At 56.3% G+C, this 17,216-nt stretch carries 21 protein-coding genes; 9 read left to right on the forward strand and 12 right to left on the reverse strand.

Annotated elements, in window-relative coordinates; all coding sequences use genetic code 11:
- Nucleotides 1-3 precede the first annotated feature (3 nt).
- From porD to CS910_RS00920, 5 genes are all read right to left on the reverse strand, one after another.
- Entirely contained in the window at nucleotides 4-321 is a 318-nt protein-coding gene (gene porD / locus CS910_RS00900) for a pyruvate synthase subunit PorD (RefSeq protein WP_099209299.1), read from the reverse strand.
- 64 nt (nucleotides 322-385) lie between these two features.
- Nucleotides 386-1,321 carry a 3-methyl-2-oxobutanoate dehydrogenase subunit beta gene (locus CS910_RS00905; protein WP_099209300.1) on the reverse strand — a complete coding sequence of 312 codons (936 nt, stop codon included), beginning with the start codon at nucleotides 1,319-1,321 and terminating at the stop codon, nucleotides 386-388.
- A gap of 5 nt (nucleotides 1,322-1,326) precedes the next feature.
- A complete protein-coding gene (gene porA, locus CS910_RS00910; RefSeq protein WP_099209301.1) occupies nucleotides 1,327-2,514 on the reverse strand; it encodes a pyruvate ferredoxin oxidoreductase in 1,188 nt (395 codons plus the stop codon).
- 1 nt (nucleotide 2,515) lies between these two features.
- Entirely contained in the window at nucleotides 2,516-2,833 is a 318-nt protein-coding gene (locus tag CS910_RS00915; protein WP_099209302.1) for a 3-methyl-2-oxobutanoate dehydrogenase subunit delta, read from the reverse strand.
- 41 nt (nucleotides 2,834-2,874) lie between these two features.
- Complete coding sequence (locus CS910_RS00920; RefSeq protein ID WP_099209303.1) at nucleotides 2,875-3,432, reverse strand: pyruvate/ketoisovalerate ferredoxin oxidoreductase subunit gamma; 558 nt, start codon at nucleotides 3,430-3,432, stop codon at nucleotides 2,875-2,877.
- Nucleotides 3,433-3,627: 195 nt separating this feature from the next.
- Here CS910_RS00920 and CS910_RS00925 point away from each other — a divergent pair, with 195 nt between their 5' ends.
- On the forward strand, nucleotides 3,628-4,590 hold the full coding sequence (locus CS910_RS00925) for an inorganic phosphate transporter (protein WP_099209304.1): 963 nt from the start codon (nucleotides 3,628-3,630) through the stop codon (nucleotides 4,588-4,590).
- Here CS910_RS00925 and hflX read toward each other — a convergent pair.
- Nucleotides 4,528-5,856 carry a GTPase HflX gene (gene hflX, locus CS910_RS00930; RefSeq protein ID WP_099209305.1) on the reverse strand — a complete coding sequence of 443 codons (1,329 nt, stop codon included), beginning with the start codon at nucleotides 5,854-5,856 and terminating at the stop codon, nucleotides 4,528-4,530. The genes CS910_RS00925 and hflX overlap by 63 nt on opposite strands.
- Before the next feature lie 81 nt (nucleotides 5,857-5,937).
- On the opposite strand from hflX, the gene CS910_RS00935 reads away from it, so the two are divergent.
- Together CS910_RS00935 and CS910_RS00940 are read left to right on the forward strand one after the other, a co-directional pair.
- On the forward strand, nucleotides 5,938-7,476 hold the full coding sequence (locus CS910_RS00935) for a HEAT repeat domain-containing protein (RefSeq protein ID WP_099209306.1): 1,539 nt from the start codon (nucleotides 5,938-5,940) through the stop codon (nucleotides 7,474-7,476).
- Between the two features lie 64 nt (nucleotides 7,477-7,540).
- The gene (locus CS910_RS00940) at nucleotides 7,541-7,888 is read left to right on the forward strand and encodes a carboxymuconolactone decarboxylase family protein (protein ID WP_099209307.1); all 348 of its coding nucleotides are present in this window, start codon (nucleotides 7,541-7,543) and stop codon (nucleotides 7,886-7,888) included.
- A gap of 330 nt (nucleotides 7,889-8,218) precedes the next feature.
- Here the strand turns inward: CS910_RS00940 and CS910_RS00945 are convergent, their stop codons facing one another.
- Nucleotides 8,219-8,554, reverse strand: a complete 336-nt coding sequence (locus CS910_RS00945) for a nascent polypeptide-associated complex protein (protein WP_099209308.1) — start codon at nucleotides 8,552-8,554, stop codon at nucleotides 8,219-8,221.
- Between the two features lie 95 nt (nucleotides 8,555-8,649).
- Here CS910_RS00945 and CS910_RS11780 point away from each other — a divergent pair, with 95 nt between their 5' ends.
- Entirely contained in the window at nucleotides 8,650-8,853 is a 204-nt protein-coding gene (locus CS910_RS11780) for a hypothetical protein (RefSeq protein WP_145955316.1), read from the forward strand.
- On the opposite strand, the gene CS910_RS00950 is transcribed toward CS910_RS11780, so the two are convergent.
- From CS910_RS00950 to CS910_RS00970, 5 genes are read right to left on the reverse strand one after another with little or no spacing between them, the layout of a single operon-like run.
- Nucleotides 8,847-9,977 (reverse strand): cation:proton antiporter, encoded by a 1,131-nt coding sequence (locus tag CS910_RS00950; protein ID WP_394346599.1) that lies wholly within the window; start codon nucleotides 9,975-9,977, stop codon nucleotides 8,847-8,849. The genes CS910_RS11780 and CS910_RS00950 overlap by 7 nt on opposite strands.
- Nucleotides 9,978-9,983: 6 nt before the next feature.
- Complete coding sequence (locus CS910_RS00955; protein ID WP_099209309.1) at nucleotides 9,984-10,445, reverse strand: CBS domain-containing protein; 462 nt, start codon at nucleotides 10,443-10,445, stop codon at nucleotides 9,984-9,986.
- A 42-nt stretch (nucleotides 10,446-10,487) separates the two neighbouring features.
- On the reverse strand, nucleotides 10,488-11,507 hold the full coding sequence (locus CS910_RS00960; protein ID WP_099209310.1) for a tetratricopeptide repeat protein: 1,020 nt from the start codon (nucleotides 11,505-11,507) through the stop codon (nucleotides 10,488-10,490).
- Nucleotides 11,495-12,019 carry a methylated-DNA--protein-cysteine methyltransferase gene (otg, locus tag CS910_RS00965; RefSeq protein ID WP_099209311.1) on the reverse strand — a complete coding sequence of 175 codons (525 nt, stop codon included), beginning with the start codon at nucleotides 12,017-12,019 and terminating at the stop codon, nucleotides 11,495-11,497. The genes CS910_RS00960 and otg overlap by 13 nt, the downstream gene beginning before the upstream one ends.
- Complete coding sequence (locus CS910_RS00970; RefSeq protein ID WP_099209312.1) at nucleotides 12,020-12,721, reverse strand: RNA methyltransferase; 702 nt, start codon at nucleotides 12,719-12,721, stop codon at nucleotides 12,020-12,022.
- Between the two features lie 45 nt (nucleotides 12,722-12,766).
- Between CS910_RS00970 and CS910_RS00975 the strand changes: the two genes are divergently transcribed.
- The 5 genes from CS910_RS00975 to CS910_RS00995 all read left to right on the forward strand — a co-directional run bounded on the left by CS910_RS00975 (nucleotide 12,767) and on the right by CS910_RS00995 (nucleotide 17,206).
- Nucleotides 12,767-13,228: a hypothetical protein gene (locus CS910_RS00975; protein ID WP_099209313.1), complete on the forward strand. Its 462-nt coding sequence runs from the start codon at nucleotides 12,767-12,769 to the stop codon at nucleotides 13,226-13,228.
- Between the two features lie 4 nt (nucleotides 13,229-13,232).
- Nucleotides 13,233-14,147, forward strand: a complete 915-nt coding sequence (locus CS910_RS00980) for a 2-dehydropantoate 2-reductase (RefSeq protein ID WP_099209314.1) — start codon at nucleotides 13,233-13,235, stop codon at nucleotides 14,145-14,147.
- A 15-nt stretch (nucleotides 14,148-14,162) separates the two neighbouring features.
- Nucleotides 14,163-14,810 (forward strand): TIGR00153 family protein, encoded by a 648-nt coding sequence (locus CS910_RS00985; RefSeq protein ID WP_099209315.1) that lies wholly within the window; start codon nucleotides 14,163-14,165, stop codon nucleotides 14,808-14,810.
- Nucleotides 14,811-14,814: 4 nt separating this feature from the next.
- Complete coding sequence (locus tag CS910_RS00990) at nucleotides 14,815-15,729, forward strand: hydroxyacid dehydrogenase (protein WP_099209316.1); 915 nt, start codon at nucleotides 14,815-14,817, stop codon at nucleotides 15,727-15,729.
- A 184-nt stretch (nucleotides 15,730-15,913) separates the two neighbouring features.
- Nucleotides 15,914-17,206: an ATP-binding protein gene (locus tag CS910_RS00995; RefSeq protein ID WP_099209317.1), complete on the forward strand. Its 1,293-nt coding sequence runs from the start codon at nucleotides 15,914-15,916 to the stop codon at nucleotides 17,204-17,206.
- The last annotated feature ends 10 nt before the right edge of the window (nucleotides 17,207-17,216 follow it).

The raw sequence follows: 17,216 nt of genomic DNA on the forward strand, positions 1-17,216 counted from the left end.
ACCTCACTTGGTCTCCCTAACCATTATTATCGCGTCGGTCGGGCACTCGTTCGCGCAGATTCCACAACCCTTACAGTAGTCGTAGTCGAAGACCGGGTAGTTCTCCTCGTCGAGGTAGATGGCCGGCTCCGGGCAGTAGATGTAGCAGAGGTAGCACCTAACGCACTTGTCCCTGTGGAACTCGGGCATGAAGACACGCCAGGAACCGGTCTTGTTGATTACGCTACTCCCCGGGATGTAGGCAATCGCTCCCGGCGTCATCTTTTCGCTATACTCCTTCTGAACCCTCTCTATGTCGGCCTTAAACGGGCTCTCAGCCATTTATATCACCCCTGGTGAGTTATCAGAGGGAAACTTAAACTTTGCGTGGACAAATATGAAAGGTTCAGCCGAAGACCTCGGCGAGCTTCTTAAGCTTCTCCCACTCGCGAAGCACCCAGCTCTGGAGGTTCTCGATGTCCTCCCTGGTCATGTACTTGAACCTGCCCTGGAGCTTGAGGAACTCCTCAATTGGCTTCGGCTCCTTCTTGGGCGAGGGCATGTTTATCTTGTACTTTCCGTTCTCGTACTCGAAGAGCGGGAAGTATGCGGTCTGAACTGCGAGCCTTGCTATCTCGATGCTCTTGTCGGTGGGTGAGCGCCAGCCGGTCGGACAGGGAGCAAAGAGCTGGATGAAGCTCGGCCCCTCTATCTTCCTGGCCTTCTTGAGCTTCCTTATGAAGTCCTCCGGGAAGGCGACGCTTGCCGTGGCCGCGTAGGGAACCTCGTGGGCGATGACGATGTCGATGACTTTCTTCTTGTGTCTCTTCTCAAGGAAGTGCCTCTTTCCTCCGGGAGTGTTGGTGGTCCAGGCTCCGTAGGGGGTTGAGCTCGAACGCTGAATTCCGGTGTTCATGTAAGCCTCGTTGTCGTACATTATGTAAACGGCATCGTGGCCCCTCTCAAGGAAGCCACTCAAAGCCTGAAGGCCTATGTCCGCTGTACCACCGTCGCCGGCCCAGCCGACGACCATAACCCCGTCGTCGCCCTTGACCTTTATTCCCCTCGCCTTCAAAGCGGCCTCGATACCGCTTATGACAGCGCCGGTGGTCTCGAAGGCGGTGTGGAAGAGGTTAGCGTCAAGCGCGGTGTAGGGCCAGGGGCCGGCTATGATGGTCGAACAGCACGCGGGGATGACGAAGATGGTCTTCCTGCCGTAGGCCTTGAGGACGTACCTTATTCCGAGCGAGGCGCCACAGCCCTGGCAGGCCGTGTGGCCGGCAAAGAAGTGCTCCTCAGCTGGGATGCTCAGCCTTTTTCTAACGTTCTCGGGAATCTCCATCGTTCTCACCTCTTGAGGTGGTACCACTCAACCTCTCTATCGAGCTTTCCTGCCTCGATAACCTTCTTCATGTTCTCCGCTATGGCCCTGACGTCCGGAACGGTGAAGTCCCTGCCGCCGAGTCCGACGATGTAGTTCTTGATTATCGGCCTGGCATCGGTGTTGTAGAGAACGCCCTTGGACTCGTTGAAGAGTATGCCCTCCTGGCCGAAGGAGTAGTTCCTGTCGAGGACGGCTATGCCCTTGACGCTCTCGGCTATCTCCCTCAGTTCTTCCTTCGGGAACGGCCTGAACCATCTAACTTTCGCGTAGCCGACCTTGTAGCCCTCCTTCCTGAGCAGGTCCACCGCTTCCTTGACGGTTCCCATGAGCGAGCCCATACCCATGAAGACGAAGTCCGCATCGTCAACGTAGCCCTTCTCAATCATCTCGCTGTAGTCCCTGCCGAAGCGCTCGCCGAACTCCTTACCGACGTCCTTGATGACCTTGACTGCGTCCTCCATGGCCCTGGCAATCTTGTACCTGAACTCATAGTAGTCGTTCGGCCCACCGAGGGCTCCGACCGAGAACGGCTGGCTGAAGTCCGCTAAGTCGTAGAGGGGCTTCCTCGGCGGAAGGAACTCATCAACGAGCTCCTGCGGAATCATCTCGACGACGTCGTAGGTGTGGCTCAGTATGAAGGCGCTCTCCACTATCATCGCGGGAAGGTTGACCCTCTCGGCCACCTTGAAGGCCATGAGAACGCCGTCGTAGACTTCCTGGTTGTTCTCGGCGTAGAACTGCATCCAGCCGGTGTCCCTCTGCGCCAGGCTGTCGGTTTGGTCGTCCCAGACGCTCCACGGGGGAGCCATGGCCCTGTTAACGTCGACCATCACAACCGGGAGCCTCGCACCGCTCGCCCAGTGGAGCATCTCGTGCATTAAAGCGAGACCCTGGGCAGAGGTTGCGGTGAAAGCTCTCGCTCCAGCGGCGGAAGCACCTATACAGGCCGCCATCGCGGAGTGCTCGCTCTCGACGGGGACGTACTGGATGTCTGCCTCTCCGTTGGCTATGAACTCGGCTATCTTCTCGATGATGCTCGTCTGCGGGGTGATTGGGTAAGCGGCGACGACCTGAACGCGGGCATGTTTGGCCGCGTAAGCGGCCGCGTAGTTACCGCTCACAACCTTCCTAATCGGCTTGTACTCCGCCATATCACTTCTCCTCCTTCTCCATCGTTATGGCGTCGGTCGGGCACTCGTTCGCGCAGATTCCACAACCCTTACAGTAGTCGTAGTCTATTCCAACGTAGCCATCCTCGCGGATGTAGATTGCAGGCTCCGGGCAGAACTTCCAGCAGATGTAGCACTTGACGCACTTGTCGTCGTTCACGACGGGTATGAAGGTCCTCCAGTCACCTGTGAAGTTGCTGAGGGTCGTTCCAAGGGTTATCGGCGCCTCGGGGTACTGCTCTACTGAGGTGAAGGTGAGCTTCTCAGCCTGGGCTTTCTTTTCTCCAAACAAGGTGTTCAACTTTACCACCACCCGCCTCGGTTAAGGAAGGGAAGAGAAGATTAGAGCTCGTAAACGGTGGTCTTGTTGAAGGCCTCTTCGGCGGCTTTGGCGTTCTTCTCGCCGAGGGTTCCTGAGAAGGTCTCCTTGATGGCCTCCTGGACGTACTTGAGCTCGACAACGCCGGTGGCTTTAGCGACGGCACCGAGGATGGCCGTGTTGGTAATCGGAAGGCCGAGTATGTCGAGGGCGATGGTGGTGGCGTCGACGAGTGCCAGCTTGGCCGGCTTCTTCTTGAGCTTCTCAAGGACCTCCTCCTTGCTCTTCTCGGTGTTGACGATAACGATTCCGCCCTCCTTAAGGCCGGCAGTGACGTCGACGGTGTCGAGAAGGCTCGGGTCGAGGACGACGACGATGTCCGGCTCGTAAATCTGGGTCTTAATCCTTATCGGCTTGTCGTCAATTCTGGTGAAGGCAGTAACCGGCGCTCCACGCCTCTCAACACCGAAGAAGGGGAACGCTTGGACGTACTTTCCCTGCTTGAAGGCAGCAGAGGCTAAGATGTTGGCGGCCGTAACGGCACCCTGTCCACCCCTACCGTGAAAACGTATCTCAATCATCTTCCCTGCCTCCTGTGGGTTTTTCACCTTCAGTTAGTCCGAAAGGTTTATTTAGGTTTCGGTATCGTGTTAAGGAACCCTAAACGGGATTTTCTGGGTAAGGGTGAACTTTGAATTCCTCCGATGGTTTTTTCCGCTCATCGATTCTCGAAAACTTTTTGAGTACTATATAGACTATATAGCCAGTGATGAGGGATGGAGGGACTTGCAATAGCCATACTGGCAGTGGCATTCTACATAGCGTGGAACATAGGCTCCAACGATTCAGCGAACGCCATGGGAACCGCGGTCGGCTCCGGGATACTGAGCTTTCGCCAGGCGACGCTCACGATAGCGATATTCGTGGTCCTCGGGGCTTACCTGAAGGGCTACAAGGTCATGAAGACCGTCGGAGAGGGTATAGTCCCGGAGGGCTTTCTCACGATGGAGATGGCATTGATAGCGCTTCTCGCCGCCGGAATCTGGGTCACGATAGCAACCGTGAGGGGCCTTCCAGTCTCCACGACCCAGTCGATAGTCGGTGGCGTTATAGGCGTCGGTCTCGCCATGAAGGCCCCGGTGAACTGGTTCACCCTCGGAAAGATAGCGGCCGCGTGGGTTATCTCGCCGATACTCTCGGGAATCCTCGCCGCGATACTCTACAAGTTCTACTCCAAGGTGATTTCGAAGATCAAGAGCGTCTCGACGATTGAAGCCCTCTACAAGGCCCTCGCGATTCTCGGTGGCTCGTACATGGCCTTCAACTTCGGAACCAACGAGGTCGCGAACGCCTCGGGCCCGATAGTCGGGGCGGGCTTCATGGAGCCCAAGACGGCGGGCGTTCTCGTCGCGATAAGCCTGGCCATCGGTTCCCTTACCTTCAGCTACGCGGTGATGCACACAGTTGGAAAGAAGATAACCGCCCTCGGCCCGATTTCAGCCTTCGCGGCCCAGTTCGGCTCGGCGATATCGGTCAGCCTCGCCAACTTCCTCGGACTGCCGGTCAGCTCAAGCCAGTCAATCGTCGGAGGCGTCGTCGGGGTCGGCCTCGTCGTCGGCCAGGGCGTTGACAGAAGGGTAATCAGGGACATACTCTTCGGCTGGGTCGCGACGCCTTTAACGGCCATCGTGATTTCCTTCGTTCTCGTCAAGCTCTTCAGCATCGCCGGGATGCTTTAGCCTCTCTATCTTTACCCCCATTCTCGTGAGCTCCTTCAGCATGCCTGTCTGGACGTAGGCCCTAATCCTCGTTACGTCGCCGTACTCAACCGACAGAACCTCACCAACCGAGCTCAGGAAGGCCATCACCGCCGGAACCCTAGAGGGGTCTTCAACGACTATCTCAAAGGCCCCGTACTTGGGGAGCTTGAGGAGGACCCGTTCGAGGAGAGAGTAGAGCTCATCAAGTTGCCTCTCCTTGGCCGAAACTTTCGCCACCCCCTCAATCGAGACCCCGAGGTTCTCGCTCAGCTCAGTCAAAAGCCTCGCCTTCTCCTCGGCATCTCCTCTCTCAATCAGGTCAACCTTGTTGAGGACAACGACCAATGGTTTGTCGAGGGCCTTGAGCTCGCGGAGAACGTTTACCGACGCCCGGAACTTCCTCGCTATCTCGCGCCAGGGCTCGCTCGAATCGAGGACGAGGAGGACTATGTCGGCCTTGACAATCTCCTCCAGCGTCGAGTGGAAGGCCTCAACTATGAAGGGAGGAAGGCCATCTATGAAACCGACAGTGTCTGTGACGAGAACCCTCTTGCTCCCGAGCTTGAAGCGCCTTGTGGTGGTGTCGAGGGTCGTGAACATCTGGTTCCTTGCCTCGACGCTCTCTCCAGCTAAGGCGTTAAGGAGCGTTGACTTTCCAGCGTTCGTGTATCCGGCAAGGGAGACGAGGATAAAGCCGACCTCCTCGCGCTTCTTCCTCCTGATTTCCCTCTCGGCCTTGACCCGCTCGAGTTCCTTCCTTATCTTGCCCATTCTGTACCTGATGTGCTTGAGGTACTGCTGGGTCTGGTACTCGCCCATTCCCTTGAAGCCCGCTCTATCGCCGAGCTTGATTCGCCTTATCGCTTCCTTCACGAGCGGAACCTCGTACTGGAGACTCGCGAGTTCCACCTGAAGTTTGGCCTCCTTTGAGTGGGCCCGCTTTTCGAAAATCTCAAGGACAAGCTGCCAGCGGTCGATAACCTCAACTCGAAGCTCTTTCCAGAGGCTGTAGGCCTGAGAAGGCGTTAAGCGGTTCGCAAAAACCACCTTGTCCGGTTTGAGCTCCCTGACGAGCTCCTTAAGCTCCTCCAGCTTCCCCTTTCCGATGTTGTAGCGCGGATGCTCCTCCCTGTTCTGCTCAAGAACAGCCAGAACCTCGTAACCGGCGCTCCTCAAGAGCTCCTCGAACTCCTCCCTGCTGAGCCTCTCCCTCCGCGAGTACCTTATGACGCCTACTGCCCTCATCGTCCACCCATCGGAGGGGCCCTTAATAACCTTTGGGCTAAGCTTAAATCCTAACGCACCGTAATATAGTGGGGGGAGACTATGCTGGGTTTAGCGCTTCTTGCCGTGCTAAAAGGTGGCGATATCATAGTTGACAAGGAAGGCCTTAGAAAAGATTTGCTCGCATGGCACCTCAAGGAGGTTCGGGCGCTGGTCGAGGAGTACGACAAGGTCTTCAAGGTTCTGCTCGAACTGTTGAACGACGAGAACCCCCACGTGCGTGCCAACGTGGTACAGGTGCTCATAGACATGCTCTCCGAGGGAAAGCTTGATGGTGAGAGGAAGAAGCTCGCGCTGGACGCGGTTCTTGGGCTCGTGAAGGACGACGATGAGCGGGTGGCGCTGAAGGCGCTGGAGTTCATAAACGCACTCCTCGAAACCGGCGAGCTCACCGACGAGGAGTACGAGAGGGTCACCGAGGCCCTGAAGGACGTGGTGAAGTCCGGAATGCCTGTCCTCGGTGAGTACGCGGCAGAGGGGCTTGGAAAGCTCGGCGCAAAGGTCGCGAAGATAGCGTACAAAATTATCCGCTGGCTGTTCTCTCTCATAGGGTCGAGCAAGAAGAGGGAGGTTCAGAGCGCGGCGATAACGGCCCTTACTGAAATGGCGATGAAGACCGACGATAGAAAGGTCCTGAACGAAGTTTTCGACGGGATAGCCGATTTACTTGCCCACCCCGACCCATACGTCGTTGAGAGGGCGCTGTACTCCATCGAGAGGATGCTCTCCCGCGAAAACGAGATAAGCACGAGGAACAAGCTGAAGGCAATAACTCGGATAAAGGAGCTTAAAGGAGATGTCAAGCTCGGCGTCAAGGCGTCCCAGGTCCTTGAGAAGCTCGAAAAAAGCGCGGTAACGAGTGAGGAAGCAATGGACGAGACCGAAGCCAAGAAGAGGCTCGAAATAAGCCAGTACAGCATAGACGACATCGAGAGGCTCTTAGACGCCGGAAAAACCGAGATAGTGGCGGAGATGGCAAAGCTCGACCCAGAGGTCATGGACAGGGTTCTCGGCATGCTGGAGAGCGACGACTACAGCAGGAGAATGGACGCGCTCTGGATTGTGGCAAGGCTGACGAGCCATCTGACACCGAGCGACGCCTACAGGATTCTTCCGGTTCTCGGGGACTTCCTGAAGAGCAAGAACCCCTGGGCAAGGGAAACGGCGGCAAAAGTCCTAGCGGACATCTACGCCCTCTACCCTGGAACGTCCAAGTTCTTCAGCAGTTTACTAGACACACTCCTCAAGTCTGGTAATGAGAGGGACATCGAGGGAGCCCTCGAGCTCATGGCAAGGCTAACGGACAGGCTTCCTTCAAGGGAGATGCTCTCGGGTATGCTCAAGCTCGTTCTAAAACTGCTTGAGGATGAGAGAACGAGGGGAATAACCCTCCGCGTGATTGCGAGGGAAGCTCAAAAGCTCCTCGACCTCGACACGGAGGACCTCTTCGCGCTGGAGGACAAGCTGAAGGAGCTCTACGGAAAGGACGGGGGCAAGTACGACCAGATAATAGCCGGGCTGATAGACGTTATAGACGACATCCTAAAGATGCGCAGGCAGGGAATCGTGGTAAACGAGTAGTTGGGAACGTTTCGTTCAAGAAAGCCTTTAAGATTTTTCCTCCCAACAAATAACGGTGATTCCCATGGAGAACACAGAGGTTGAGGTCAAGCTTAAGGAGATTGAGGAGCTCCTCGACAGGCTCGGGAAGGAGCACCCAAAGGAGATTGCCGCGTTCTCAAGGTTCCTCCGCGAGACCCTTGACAACAAGGCCCTTACAACCAGGGAAAAAGAGCTCATAGCTCTCGCCCTCGGTATTGCCCAGGGCTGTGAGTGGTGCATCTACCTCCACACCCAGAAGGCTTTGGAGGCGGGAGCGAAGCCGGAGGAGCTCATCGAGGCCGGCCTCGTCGCGGTGCTGATGGCCGGAGGACCGGCGTTAATGCACCTCATACCGCTCATGAAGGCAATAGAGAAGTTCAAGAAGGAGTGATTACCCAACCAGCCTTCAAGCCATCGAAACCTTTAAATATTCTTTCGTTTAGTAAGAGCCTCGGAGGAACTACCGTAAAACAACCCCGAGGAGACGAGGGGTTTCATGTTACCTTTCACCATCGGAGGATTGACGCCGTAAGGCGTCCTTTCAATGACTGCCCGTTGTGGCAGTCAAAAACTCTAAGTGGTGGCCTCAGAAACCATAACCCCAATCCGCTTTGCGGTGAGGGGTAATGGGCCGAAGACCCGGCCCGCGGGCTGAACCGAAAGGGGCAACCTAAGTAGGCGATGGGCCCGCAAACCGAACCGCCAACCGGCGGAGAGGAGGTCAGTCCCCGCTCAGCTTGAGGATTGCCTCCGCTATGTCCCCTTTCGTTTCTTTCAGCGCTTTAAGCGCGGTTTCCCTGTCAACGCCGGCCTGCTCCATGACGAGCTCGATGTCCTCCTCTGGAATCTCTATGACCTCCCTTACTTCCTCGCTCCCGGGGACAATCTGGTAGGTCTTCTCGCCCTGGACGACCATGACGGTAACGACGGGGTCCTTAAGGACGATTTCTTTGCCCTCAAGCTTAAGAACGACCTCCTTAACGCCCTCCATCTCCTCCATCTTTATTCCGAACTGGCGCATGAGCTTCTTCATCTGCCTGGGGTTCATTCCCATCATCTCAACCACCGGCTAAGGTTCGTTGCGACTCTTAAAAAGGTTGGCAGGGCAACGTTTAATTAGAAGTTCCACCAAGGAAACGCCGGCGAGTTAAGGTGGCCCCCGCTCCACTTCCCGATGGCTCCTCACCACCGTCCGGCCTGAGCTGGACAAAGGTCGTTCTGATGTTCGTGGTCGCGGTGATTTCCGGGGTTCTGATATACTTCGCGGGCGACCTGATGGAGCGCTACGCCCAGCGGAAAGAGGAGGAAATTAAGGAGGAACTGAAGGAGCTCGAAGACTCTGGAGACGTTTACTGACCCCTGAAGGCCAGCTTGAGGAGTGGTGGGGTAACCAGAGTGCTCAGGAATATCATTAGGACTATCACGAGGTAGGCATCGCTCCCGACTATGCCGGCCTTCATCGCTATCGCCAGCATCGCGAGCTCGACACCCATTCTCGGAATCATTCCAACGCCGACGCGCAGGGCTTCCCTCGGGCTCATACCACCGATTAGCGCCCCGATTCCACAGCCGATTACCTTGCTCACTATCGCCACAAGGCTGAAGAGAATGGCAAAGAGCCCAGCACTCTTGAGGTCTTTAACCGGTATGTTCATGCCGACGTCGACGAAGAACAGCGGGACGAAGACGGAGTGGGCTATTATCCTGGAGTGCTCGAAAATCGGCTTCCTGAACTCGGTTTCGCTCAGCGCGAGGCCGAGTAGATATGCACCCAGGATAGAGGCGAGGTTCATGTGCTCCGCAAGGTAGGCGAAGGCGAAGAGGGCGGCCATTGAGAGGGTAACCGTCGAATCGGCGAATCCTATCCTCACGACCTTCCTGAGGGCGTAGTCGAGAACCCTCGGCATCGCGAAGACCATCAGGGCTATGAAGATGCCAACCTTGGCGAGGATTTCAACGAGACTGACGACGCTGACGCCCCCGGAGACGAGGGACGATATGACGACCGTCAGAACGATTATGCCGAGTATGTCGTCAACTATCGCCGCGGTGAGGATTGTAGTCCCCTCACGGCTCTTCAGCCGATCCATCTCCATCAGAACCCTGACGGTTAAGCTGACGCTCGTTGGAGTCGTCAGCGCGCCGTAGAGGAGGGCCTGGTCAAAGCCCTTGAAGGGGTAAGCGATACCAAAGCCCATTGCGAAGGCCACAACGACACCGACGAAAGCGACGGAAAAACCACTCTTACCGGCGCTCTTGAGCTCTTCAACGCTACTCTCAAGGCCCGCCAGGAAGAGAAGCATCAGGACGCCTATCATGGATATGTCCTTCACTTCCTCCGTCGGCGGGAACGCCAACCCGAGGAGGATTCCTCCGACTATCTGACCGAGAACCACGGGCTGTCCAATCCTCGAGAACAGCCAGCCGAATGTTTCCGCCGTTAAGAGCATGAGCGCGAGGTAGAGGATTAGCTCAATCAACTTCCCTCACCGCGCGAAGACCCTGAGCAAGCGTATGACGCTCTGAGCCGAGAAGGTTCCAACGACCTTCTTCCTCTCAACCACCGGGAACTGCCTCACGCCGGTTTCGAGCATCATACTTAGGGCGTAGCCAAGCGTATCGCCCGGGGAGAGCGTTATCGGCCGGGTGTTCATTATCTCCTTTACCGGCCTGTCCCAGTCGAAGTGGGCCTCCCTGAGGGCGTCGAGGCCAACGAGAACGTAATCGGACGGCGGAAGGAGTAGGTTTATTATCTCGTCAACGGAGATGAAGCCAAGCAGTTTCCCAGATTCGTCGGTTACGACGGCGCAGGTTCTGTGCTCGAGCCCCTTGATTAGGTCCTCGACCCTGTCGTCCGGGCTCAGGCGGAGGAACTTCTCCTCCATCGCGAGCCTTATCGGCATCTTGGAGAGCTTCGCTATGTTCAGCTTCGGCTTTTCCTCGTCCAAGGCAATCCCCGAAGAAAAGGTAGGGAGGGAGAGCTTAAAAGGTTAATTCTCAGGGAAGTGCGAGGTCTCCTCGTTGGCCTTAAGGATTCTCTGCCTGTACTCCCCGTACTTTTTCCTCGCTTCTTCTGCCTTCTCTGTCTCACCGAGGTACTCGTAGGCCTCTGCAACGTGCTTCCACCACATCGGGTCCTCCTCCGCCTCCTTGAGGCAGTACTCGAGGAACTTCTGGTAAGCCTCGCGGGCCAGCTCCTCTCTGCCGAGCTTCCTCGCTATGTTGCCGACGTCCTCCCAGAATACGCCCTCCTCCTGAGCCTCCTTGGTGTAGTACTCAAGGGCCTTCTCCCAGGCTTCCCTAGCCTTCTCCTCGTTTCCGAGCTCCTCGTAGAGCTTCGCCACGTCCTCCCAGAACCAGGGCTCCTCCTCAGCGTACTTTTCAAGCGCCTTGGCGGCCCTCTCCATGTTTCCAGCCTTCTTCCAGTACTCGTGAGCCTCCTTCAGGTAGTAGGTGTCCTTCTCTTTCTCGTAGAGCTTTTCATAGAGCTCAGCTGCCTTCTCGTACTTCCCGGCCTTCTCGTAGGCCCACGCCGCGCTCTCAAGCCAGCCGAGCTTCAGGTACATCTCAGCCGCTTTCTCGTAGTTTCCGGTCTTCTCGTACTTCCTCGCGGCCTGCTTGTAGCGTCCCATCCTCTCAAGCTTTTCAGCCGAGCGGAAGCGGTCTGCTATGCTCAAATCGGGCTCGCTTATGTACCAGATTCCAAAGGCGAAGAGCAGGATGAAGAAAGCTATTATAGCACCGACGATTTTGAGGTTCTGCCATGTGAGCACGAGATAGGAGCCGTAGCCCGCTATCGCCGTCAGGACTGCCAGAACTGCACCATACTTCCAGCTCTCGGCATAGAGGGTCAGCGCCGTGAAGAAGAGCAGCGCGAGCGTGAAACCGACGAAGCCTATCGCGAGGACCACTTGCACCAGCTTCCAGAAGCCCCATTCGTAGACTATGAAGCCGGCTACCGCCAAAACAGCAATGAGGAAGCCGGTTATGTAGGCTTTCAGCTTGTCCATTCTTTCACCCCCTCAAGTTCGAGCAGGAACTTCTTTTCTTCAATCCCAGAGCTGTAGTAGCCTATGCCGTCGCTCGCTACAACTCGGTGGCAGGGAACGATTATAGGGTAAGGGTTCCTTTTCATCGCCCCGCCGACGGCTCTCGGCGACGTTCCCAGGGCTTTTGCAAGGCTACCGTAGGTTATGACGGCTCCTCTTTTAACGTTTTTCGTGAGCCACTCGTAAACGCGTCTCTCAAAGGGCGTTACACCCCCGAAGGAGAGCTCGAGCAGGGCTTTCTCGTTATCGAGCTCCCCAATCATAACGCGATAAACGAGCTCGGTGTAATTGCTCGGCTGGACATCGAGTGAAACGCCAACGTTTCTCCTCCGCAGGAACTCGGCGAGATTTCTGATTCTCTCCAAAAGCTCACCCCTCGTGAAGGCGAAGCTGATTCCCTGAATCCTCCCGTGAAAGATTACCCCAATCCAGACGTCCCGGCCGTTGACCCTAAACCTCTCCACCGCGAGCATTCAGCATTCCTCCAGCCTCTTAACGGCCCTTCTCAGCGGGCCTATGAGGGTGTGCACCTCCCTCCCGTAGAGGAAAGCCTTACCGATTGCCTTCCTGAACACCTTAACGAAGACAGCTCGCCTCTCCTCGTCCTTGGGGTAGTTGAGGACGTTTAAAAGCTCGGCCCACACTCTGACGAGCGCCTCCTTTTCATCTCTCGTCGCAGGTTTTAGGGCTTCGACAGATGGTTCGGGAGTGGTCTTTGAAAGCTCGTAGAGTATAACCGCTACCGCCTGAGCTAAGTTCATAACGGGATAATCCTCGCTCGTCGGAATCGTGACGATTATGTCGAGCCTCTCAAGCTCCTCGTTCTTAAGCCCTATGCTCTCCCGGCCGAAGAACAGGCCGACCTCACCGGGGTAGTCCTTCAGGGTTTCCCTCAGCTCCCAGGGATAAAGCGGTGCACGGTAGGGTATGAACCTCTTTCCCGGCTTCCCAGTTGTCCCGACGGCCAAATCGAATAGCTCTAAGGCTTCCTCAAAGGTATCCACTATGACCGCGTTTTCAAGGACGTCCCCCGCGTGGACGGCATAAGCGTAGCTCTCCTCGGTCAGGTTCGGGTTCACGAGGACTAACCGTGAGAAGCCGAAGTTCTTCATCGTCCTGGCAATCATACCTATGTTCGCCGGCCCCTCAGGTTCGACGAGAACTAGGCTTATCATCGGTATGCATTTAAGGGGGACTCTTTAAACGCTTGCGGTGGGAGCATGGAGTGGATTCCTTACCTGTACCTTTCGCTCATCGTTCCGGCGGTGAAGAAAAAGGCCAGACCCTTCTCAGCCGGCGCAGTTCTCGCCTTCGCGCTGACCTACCCGCTCGGAGCGGAAAGGTACGCGCTAATGGCTCTTTCGGTCCTCATTCTTGCCCTCGGTTACCCCTACGAGAATCAGCCGGTGAAGTTCTGGGAGCGCTTCGTCAACGCGGTAATCGGGGGGACGGGTCTTGCCATAGCCCTCGGCCTCTACAACCTCGGGAGCATAGAGGCAGTTCTCGGGGTTGCCGTCCCGTTCCTTCTCCTGAGGAACAGGGTTATCTCTTCCTTCGGGCTCCTCCCGGCGTCGGCGCTCTACCTAATCGGGGCTTACCAGGTTTCCGAGAAAGTTAAGCTGGCCCTCTTCGCGCTGGTTTACGTTTACTCGCTCAACCACCTGAGAAAGCTCCTGAGGTGAGAGGATGAGGATTTACGTGCTCGGAGCTGGAAGCATAGGCTCCCTTCTCGGCGCGCTCCTGGCGAAGGCCGGAAACGACGTCCTTCTCATAGGACGAGAGGAGCAGGTTAAAGCCGTAAACGAGAACGGACTGAAGGTTACCGGAATAGAGGAGTTCGAGGTGAAGGTCAGGGCTTCCCTCCACGCGCCGGACGAGCCTCCGGACCTGCTCCTCCTGACAACGAAGTCCTACTCAACGAAGACCGCCTTAGAGTGCGCGAGGAACTGCATAGGGCCGGAGACGTGGGTTCTGAGCGTCCAGAACGGCCTCGGAAACGAGGAGCTGGCGCTGAAGGTTACACCCAACGTCATCGGGGGGACAACGACCAACGGCGCAATGCTCGTGGACTGGGGCGTCGTCAGGTGGACTGGGAAGGGAATAACCGTCATCGGGAAGTACCCAACGGGAAAGGCTGAGTTCGTCGAGGAAGTCGCGAGGGTCTTCAACGAGGCAGGAATAGAGACGAGCGTAACCGAGAACGCAATCGGCTGGAAGTGGGCGAAGGCGATAGTTAACTCCGTCATAAACGGGCTTGGAACGGTTCTGGAGGTTAAGAACGGGGCCTTGCGCGACATCCCAGAACTTGAGGGAATCTCGATAGAGATAGCGCGGGAGGGCTGTATAGTTGCACAGCAACTCGGCATCGAGTTCGAAATTCACCCCCTCGAACTGCTCTGGGACACGATAGAGAGAACGCGGGAGAACTACAACTCGACGCTCCAAGACATAATGCGGGGCAGGAGAACCGAGGTGGACTATATTCACGGCAAAATCGTTGAATATGCTCACTCCGTCGGCCTTGAGGCTCCGAGGAACGAACTCCTATGGGCACTCATCAAGGGGAAGGAAAACCTAAATAGGGGTAGCGGCAAAGTTTGAAACGGGGGTGTAAAGATGGCCATCTTCGGCGGTAAGGAGAGCAACGTTTTTGACGCCATAAACAGGCATCTCAACGTCGTTTACGAAACCGTCAAGGCCTTTGAGAGGCTCATCGAGGCTTACCTAGACGGTGATTTAGACGGTGCAAAGGACCTTGAGGAGAGGGTAACCCTGCTCGAGAGCGAGGCCGACAAGCTCAGGAGGAACATCGAGCTCATGCTCTACGAGGGGGCCTTTCTGCCCGCTAGCAGGGGAGACTACGTAAGGCTGAGTGAGCTGGTAGACCAGGTGGCGGACGCGGCAGAGAGCGCTGCTCACACTCTGATTCTCGCCAAGCCGAGGGTTCCCGAGGAGCTCAAAGAGGAGATAATGGCCCTCGTGAAGGAGGCAGTGAAAACCTACGAGAGGCTCATGGAGGCGGTAAAGGCCCTCAACGAGGACGTTGACAGGGCTTTGGAGCTCTCAAAAGAAACTGAGGACCTAGAGGAGAACGCTGACAAGGTCGAGTACAAGCTCAAGGCGATGGTTTTTGACAGTGAGACGATAACAACCTACGCAAAACTAATATGGAACCAGGTCCTCACGAAGGTTGGCGACATAGCCGACCGAGCGGAGGATGCCTCCGACCAAGTAATGCTGATGGCTATAAAAAGGAGGGGGTGAAAGTATGAAGGTTCTCGTTGCGGCACCACTGCACGAGAAAGCTTTGGAGGTTTTGAAGAACGCCGGTTTTGAAGTTCTTTACGAGGAGTACCCGGACGAGGAGAAGTTGATAGAGCTCGTCCACGATGTTGACGCTATTATCGTTAGGAGCAAGCCGAAGGTGACGAGAAAGGTCATCGAAAACGCTCCCAAGCTCAAGGTCATCGGAAGGGCCGGCGTCGGCCTGGACAACATAGACCTCGAGGCCGCGAAGGAAAGGGGGGTTAAGGTCGTCAACAGCCCCGGAGCGAGCTCAAGGAGCGTTGCGGAGCTCGTCTTTGGTCTGCTCTTTGCAGTTGCCAGAAAGGTGGCCTTCGCCGACAGGAAGATGAGAAAAGGCATCTGGGCCAAGAAGCAGTGCCTCGGAATCGAACTCGAGGGCAAGACCATGGGAATCGTCGGCTTCGGAAGGATAGGCTACGAGGTCGCGAAAATCGCGAACGCCTTTGGAATGAACGTCCTCCTCTACGACCCCAAGCCGAACGAGGAGCGCGCAAAGGAGGTCGGCGGAAAGTTCGTCGAGCTTGAGGAGCTCCTCAGGGAGAGCGACGTCGTGACCTTACACGTCCCGCTCATCGATGCCACCTACCACCTCATAAACGAGGAGAGGCTCAAGCTCATGAAGAAGACCGCTATACTCATAAACGCCGCCCGCGGCCCCGTTGTTGACACCAACGCCCTCGTCAAGGCCCTCCAGGAGGGCTGGATTTACGGAGCGGGCCTCGACGTCTACGAAGAGGAGCCACTCCCGAAGGACCATCCGCTGACGAAGCTCGACAACGTGGTCCTAACGCCCCACATCGGAGCCTCCACCGAGGAGGCCCAGATGCGCGCTGGAGTCCAGGTCGCGGAGCAGATAGTCGAGATTCTCAAGGGCTGAGGCCCTTTCCATTCTTACTCTTACTTCTGACGCCCGCTGAAGCAGGTTCGGCGCTCTGAAGCGGAAACTACCTGTATGGTGTGATAGTTCTGGCGGAATGTTTACCAGTATAGTGGTAGAGTTTTGGGGAAAAGTTTACCGGTATGGTGGTAAACTTTATAGGAAGTTCGCACCAGTTTAGACCATGAAGGCAGAGGAACTCAAGAGGGTTTTGGCGGACCAGTGGGAGACCCTCCGCGAGAAGCTCGAAAGGGAGAACATCGTCGAGAGGGAGCTAAAAGAGAAGATAGTGAAGAACTTCAGCCCAACGGCCCACATAATAACGGGGCCGAGGCGCTCCGGAAAGTCCGTTCTTTCGGCAACCCTGCCGGGCAAGCCACTCTACGTAAACTTCGAGGACCCTGCGATGGCGGGGTTCGGCGTGGAGGACTACAAGGAACTACTCAGAGCCGGCTACGAGCTCCTCGGCGAGTTCGACTACATAGTCCTCGACGAGGTTCAGGAAGTTGAAGGCTGGGAGCGAATGGTCTCGGTTCTGAGGGAGAGCCATCCCACCGTCGTTACGGGGAGCAACGCTCGCCTTCTCTCGCGGGAGTTCTCAACCTACCTGACCGGCCGGTACCTGAGCTACACCCTCCTCCCGTTTTCGTTTAGGGAGTTCTTGGCTTACAGGGGGATTAAACCGGAGGTTAGAACCACGAGGGACGAGGCAAGGGTAAAGAGAGCCCTAACGGAGTACATCGAGCGCGGGGGCTTTCCAGAGGCGCTACGCTTCGGCAGGGAGTACCTCGTGAACCTCTACAACGACATAATCACGAGGGACGTTATAGTCCGCTACGGCGTTAGAAACGTCCGCGAGCTGAAGGAGGTCGCGTTCTATCTCTTCTCGAACTTCGCGGGCAGGTTTACCTACAGCAAGACGAAGAACGTCCTTGGAATCGGCAACGTCGAGACGGTCAAGAACTACGTTGAGTACCTCCAATCGGCCTACCTGATATTCGAGCTTCCTAAGTTCTCCTTCAAGCCGAAAGAAGTCGTGAGAAGCGATAAGAAAGTCTACGCAATCGACACGGGGATGCTCAACGCCGTCCTGCCGAAGGTTTCCGAGAACATCGGCAGACTCATGGAGAACGTCGTCTTCCTCGAACTCCTGAGGCTCAAACATTACTGGAGGCCGGGACTTGAGCTCTACTACTACAGGGACGCGAAGGGCGAAGTGGACTTCGTCGCCAAGGAGAACGGGAGTGTTGAGCTGATTCAGGTCACCTACGCCTCAGAGGAAGGAGAGATAGCAGGGAGGGAGCTGGAAAACCTTTTCAGGGTTATGGAACTCTCCGGCGTGAAAAGGGGAACGCTCGTGACGTGGGATTACTCCGGCGAGATAACGAGGAACGGACTGAGGGTTAACGCCGTTCCCCTCTGGAGGTGGCTTTTAAATTCCCGCGTCAATCTTTTTAACTCTCACACCCAGCCTTAGACAGGTGAAT

This window comes from Thermococcus henrietii, from assembly GCF_900198835.1.
GTDB classification, from domain to species: Archaea; Methanobacteriota_B; Thermococci; order Thermococcales; family Thermococcaceae; genus Thermococcus; species Thermococcus henrietii.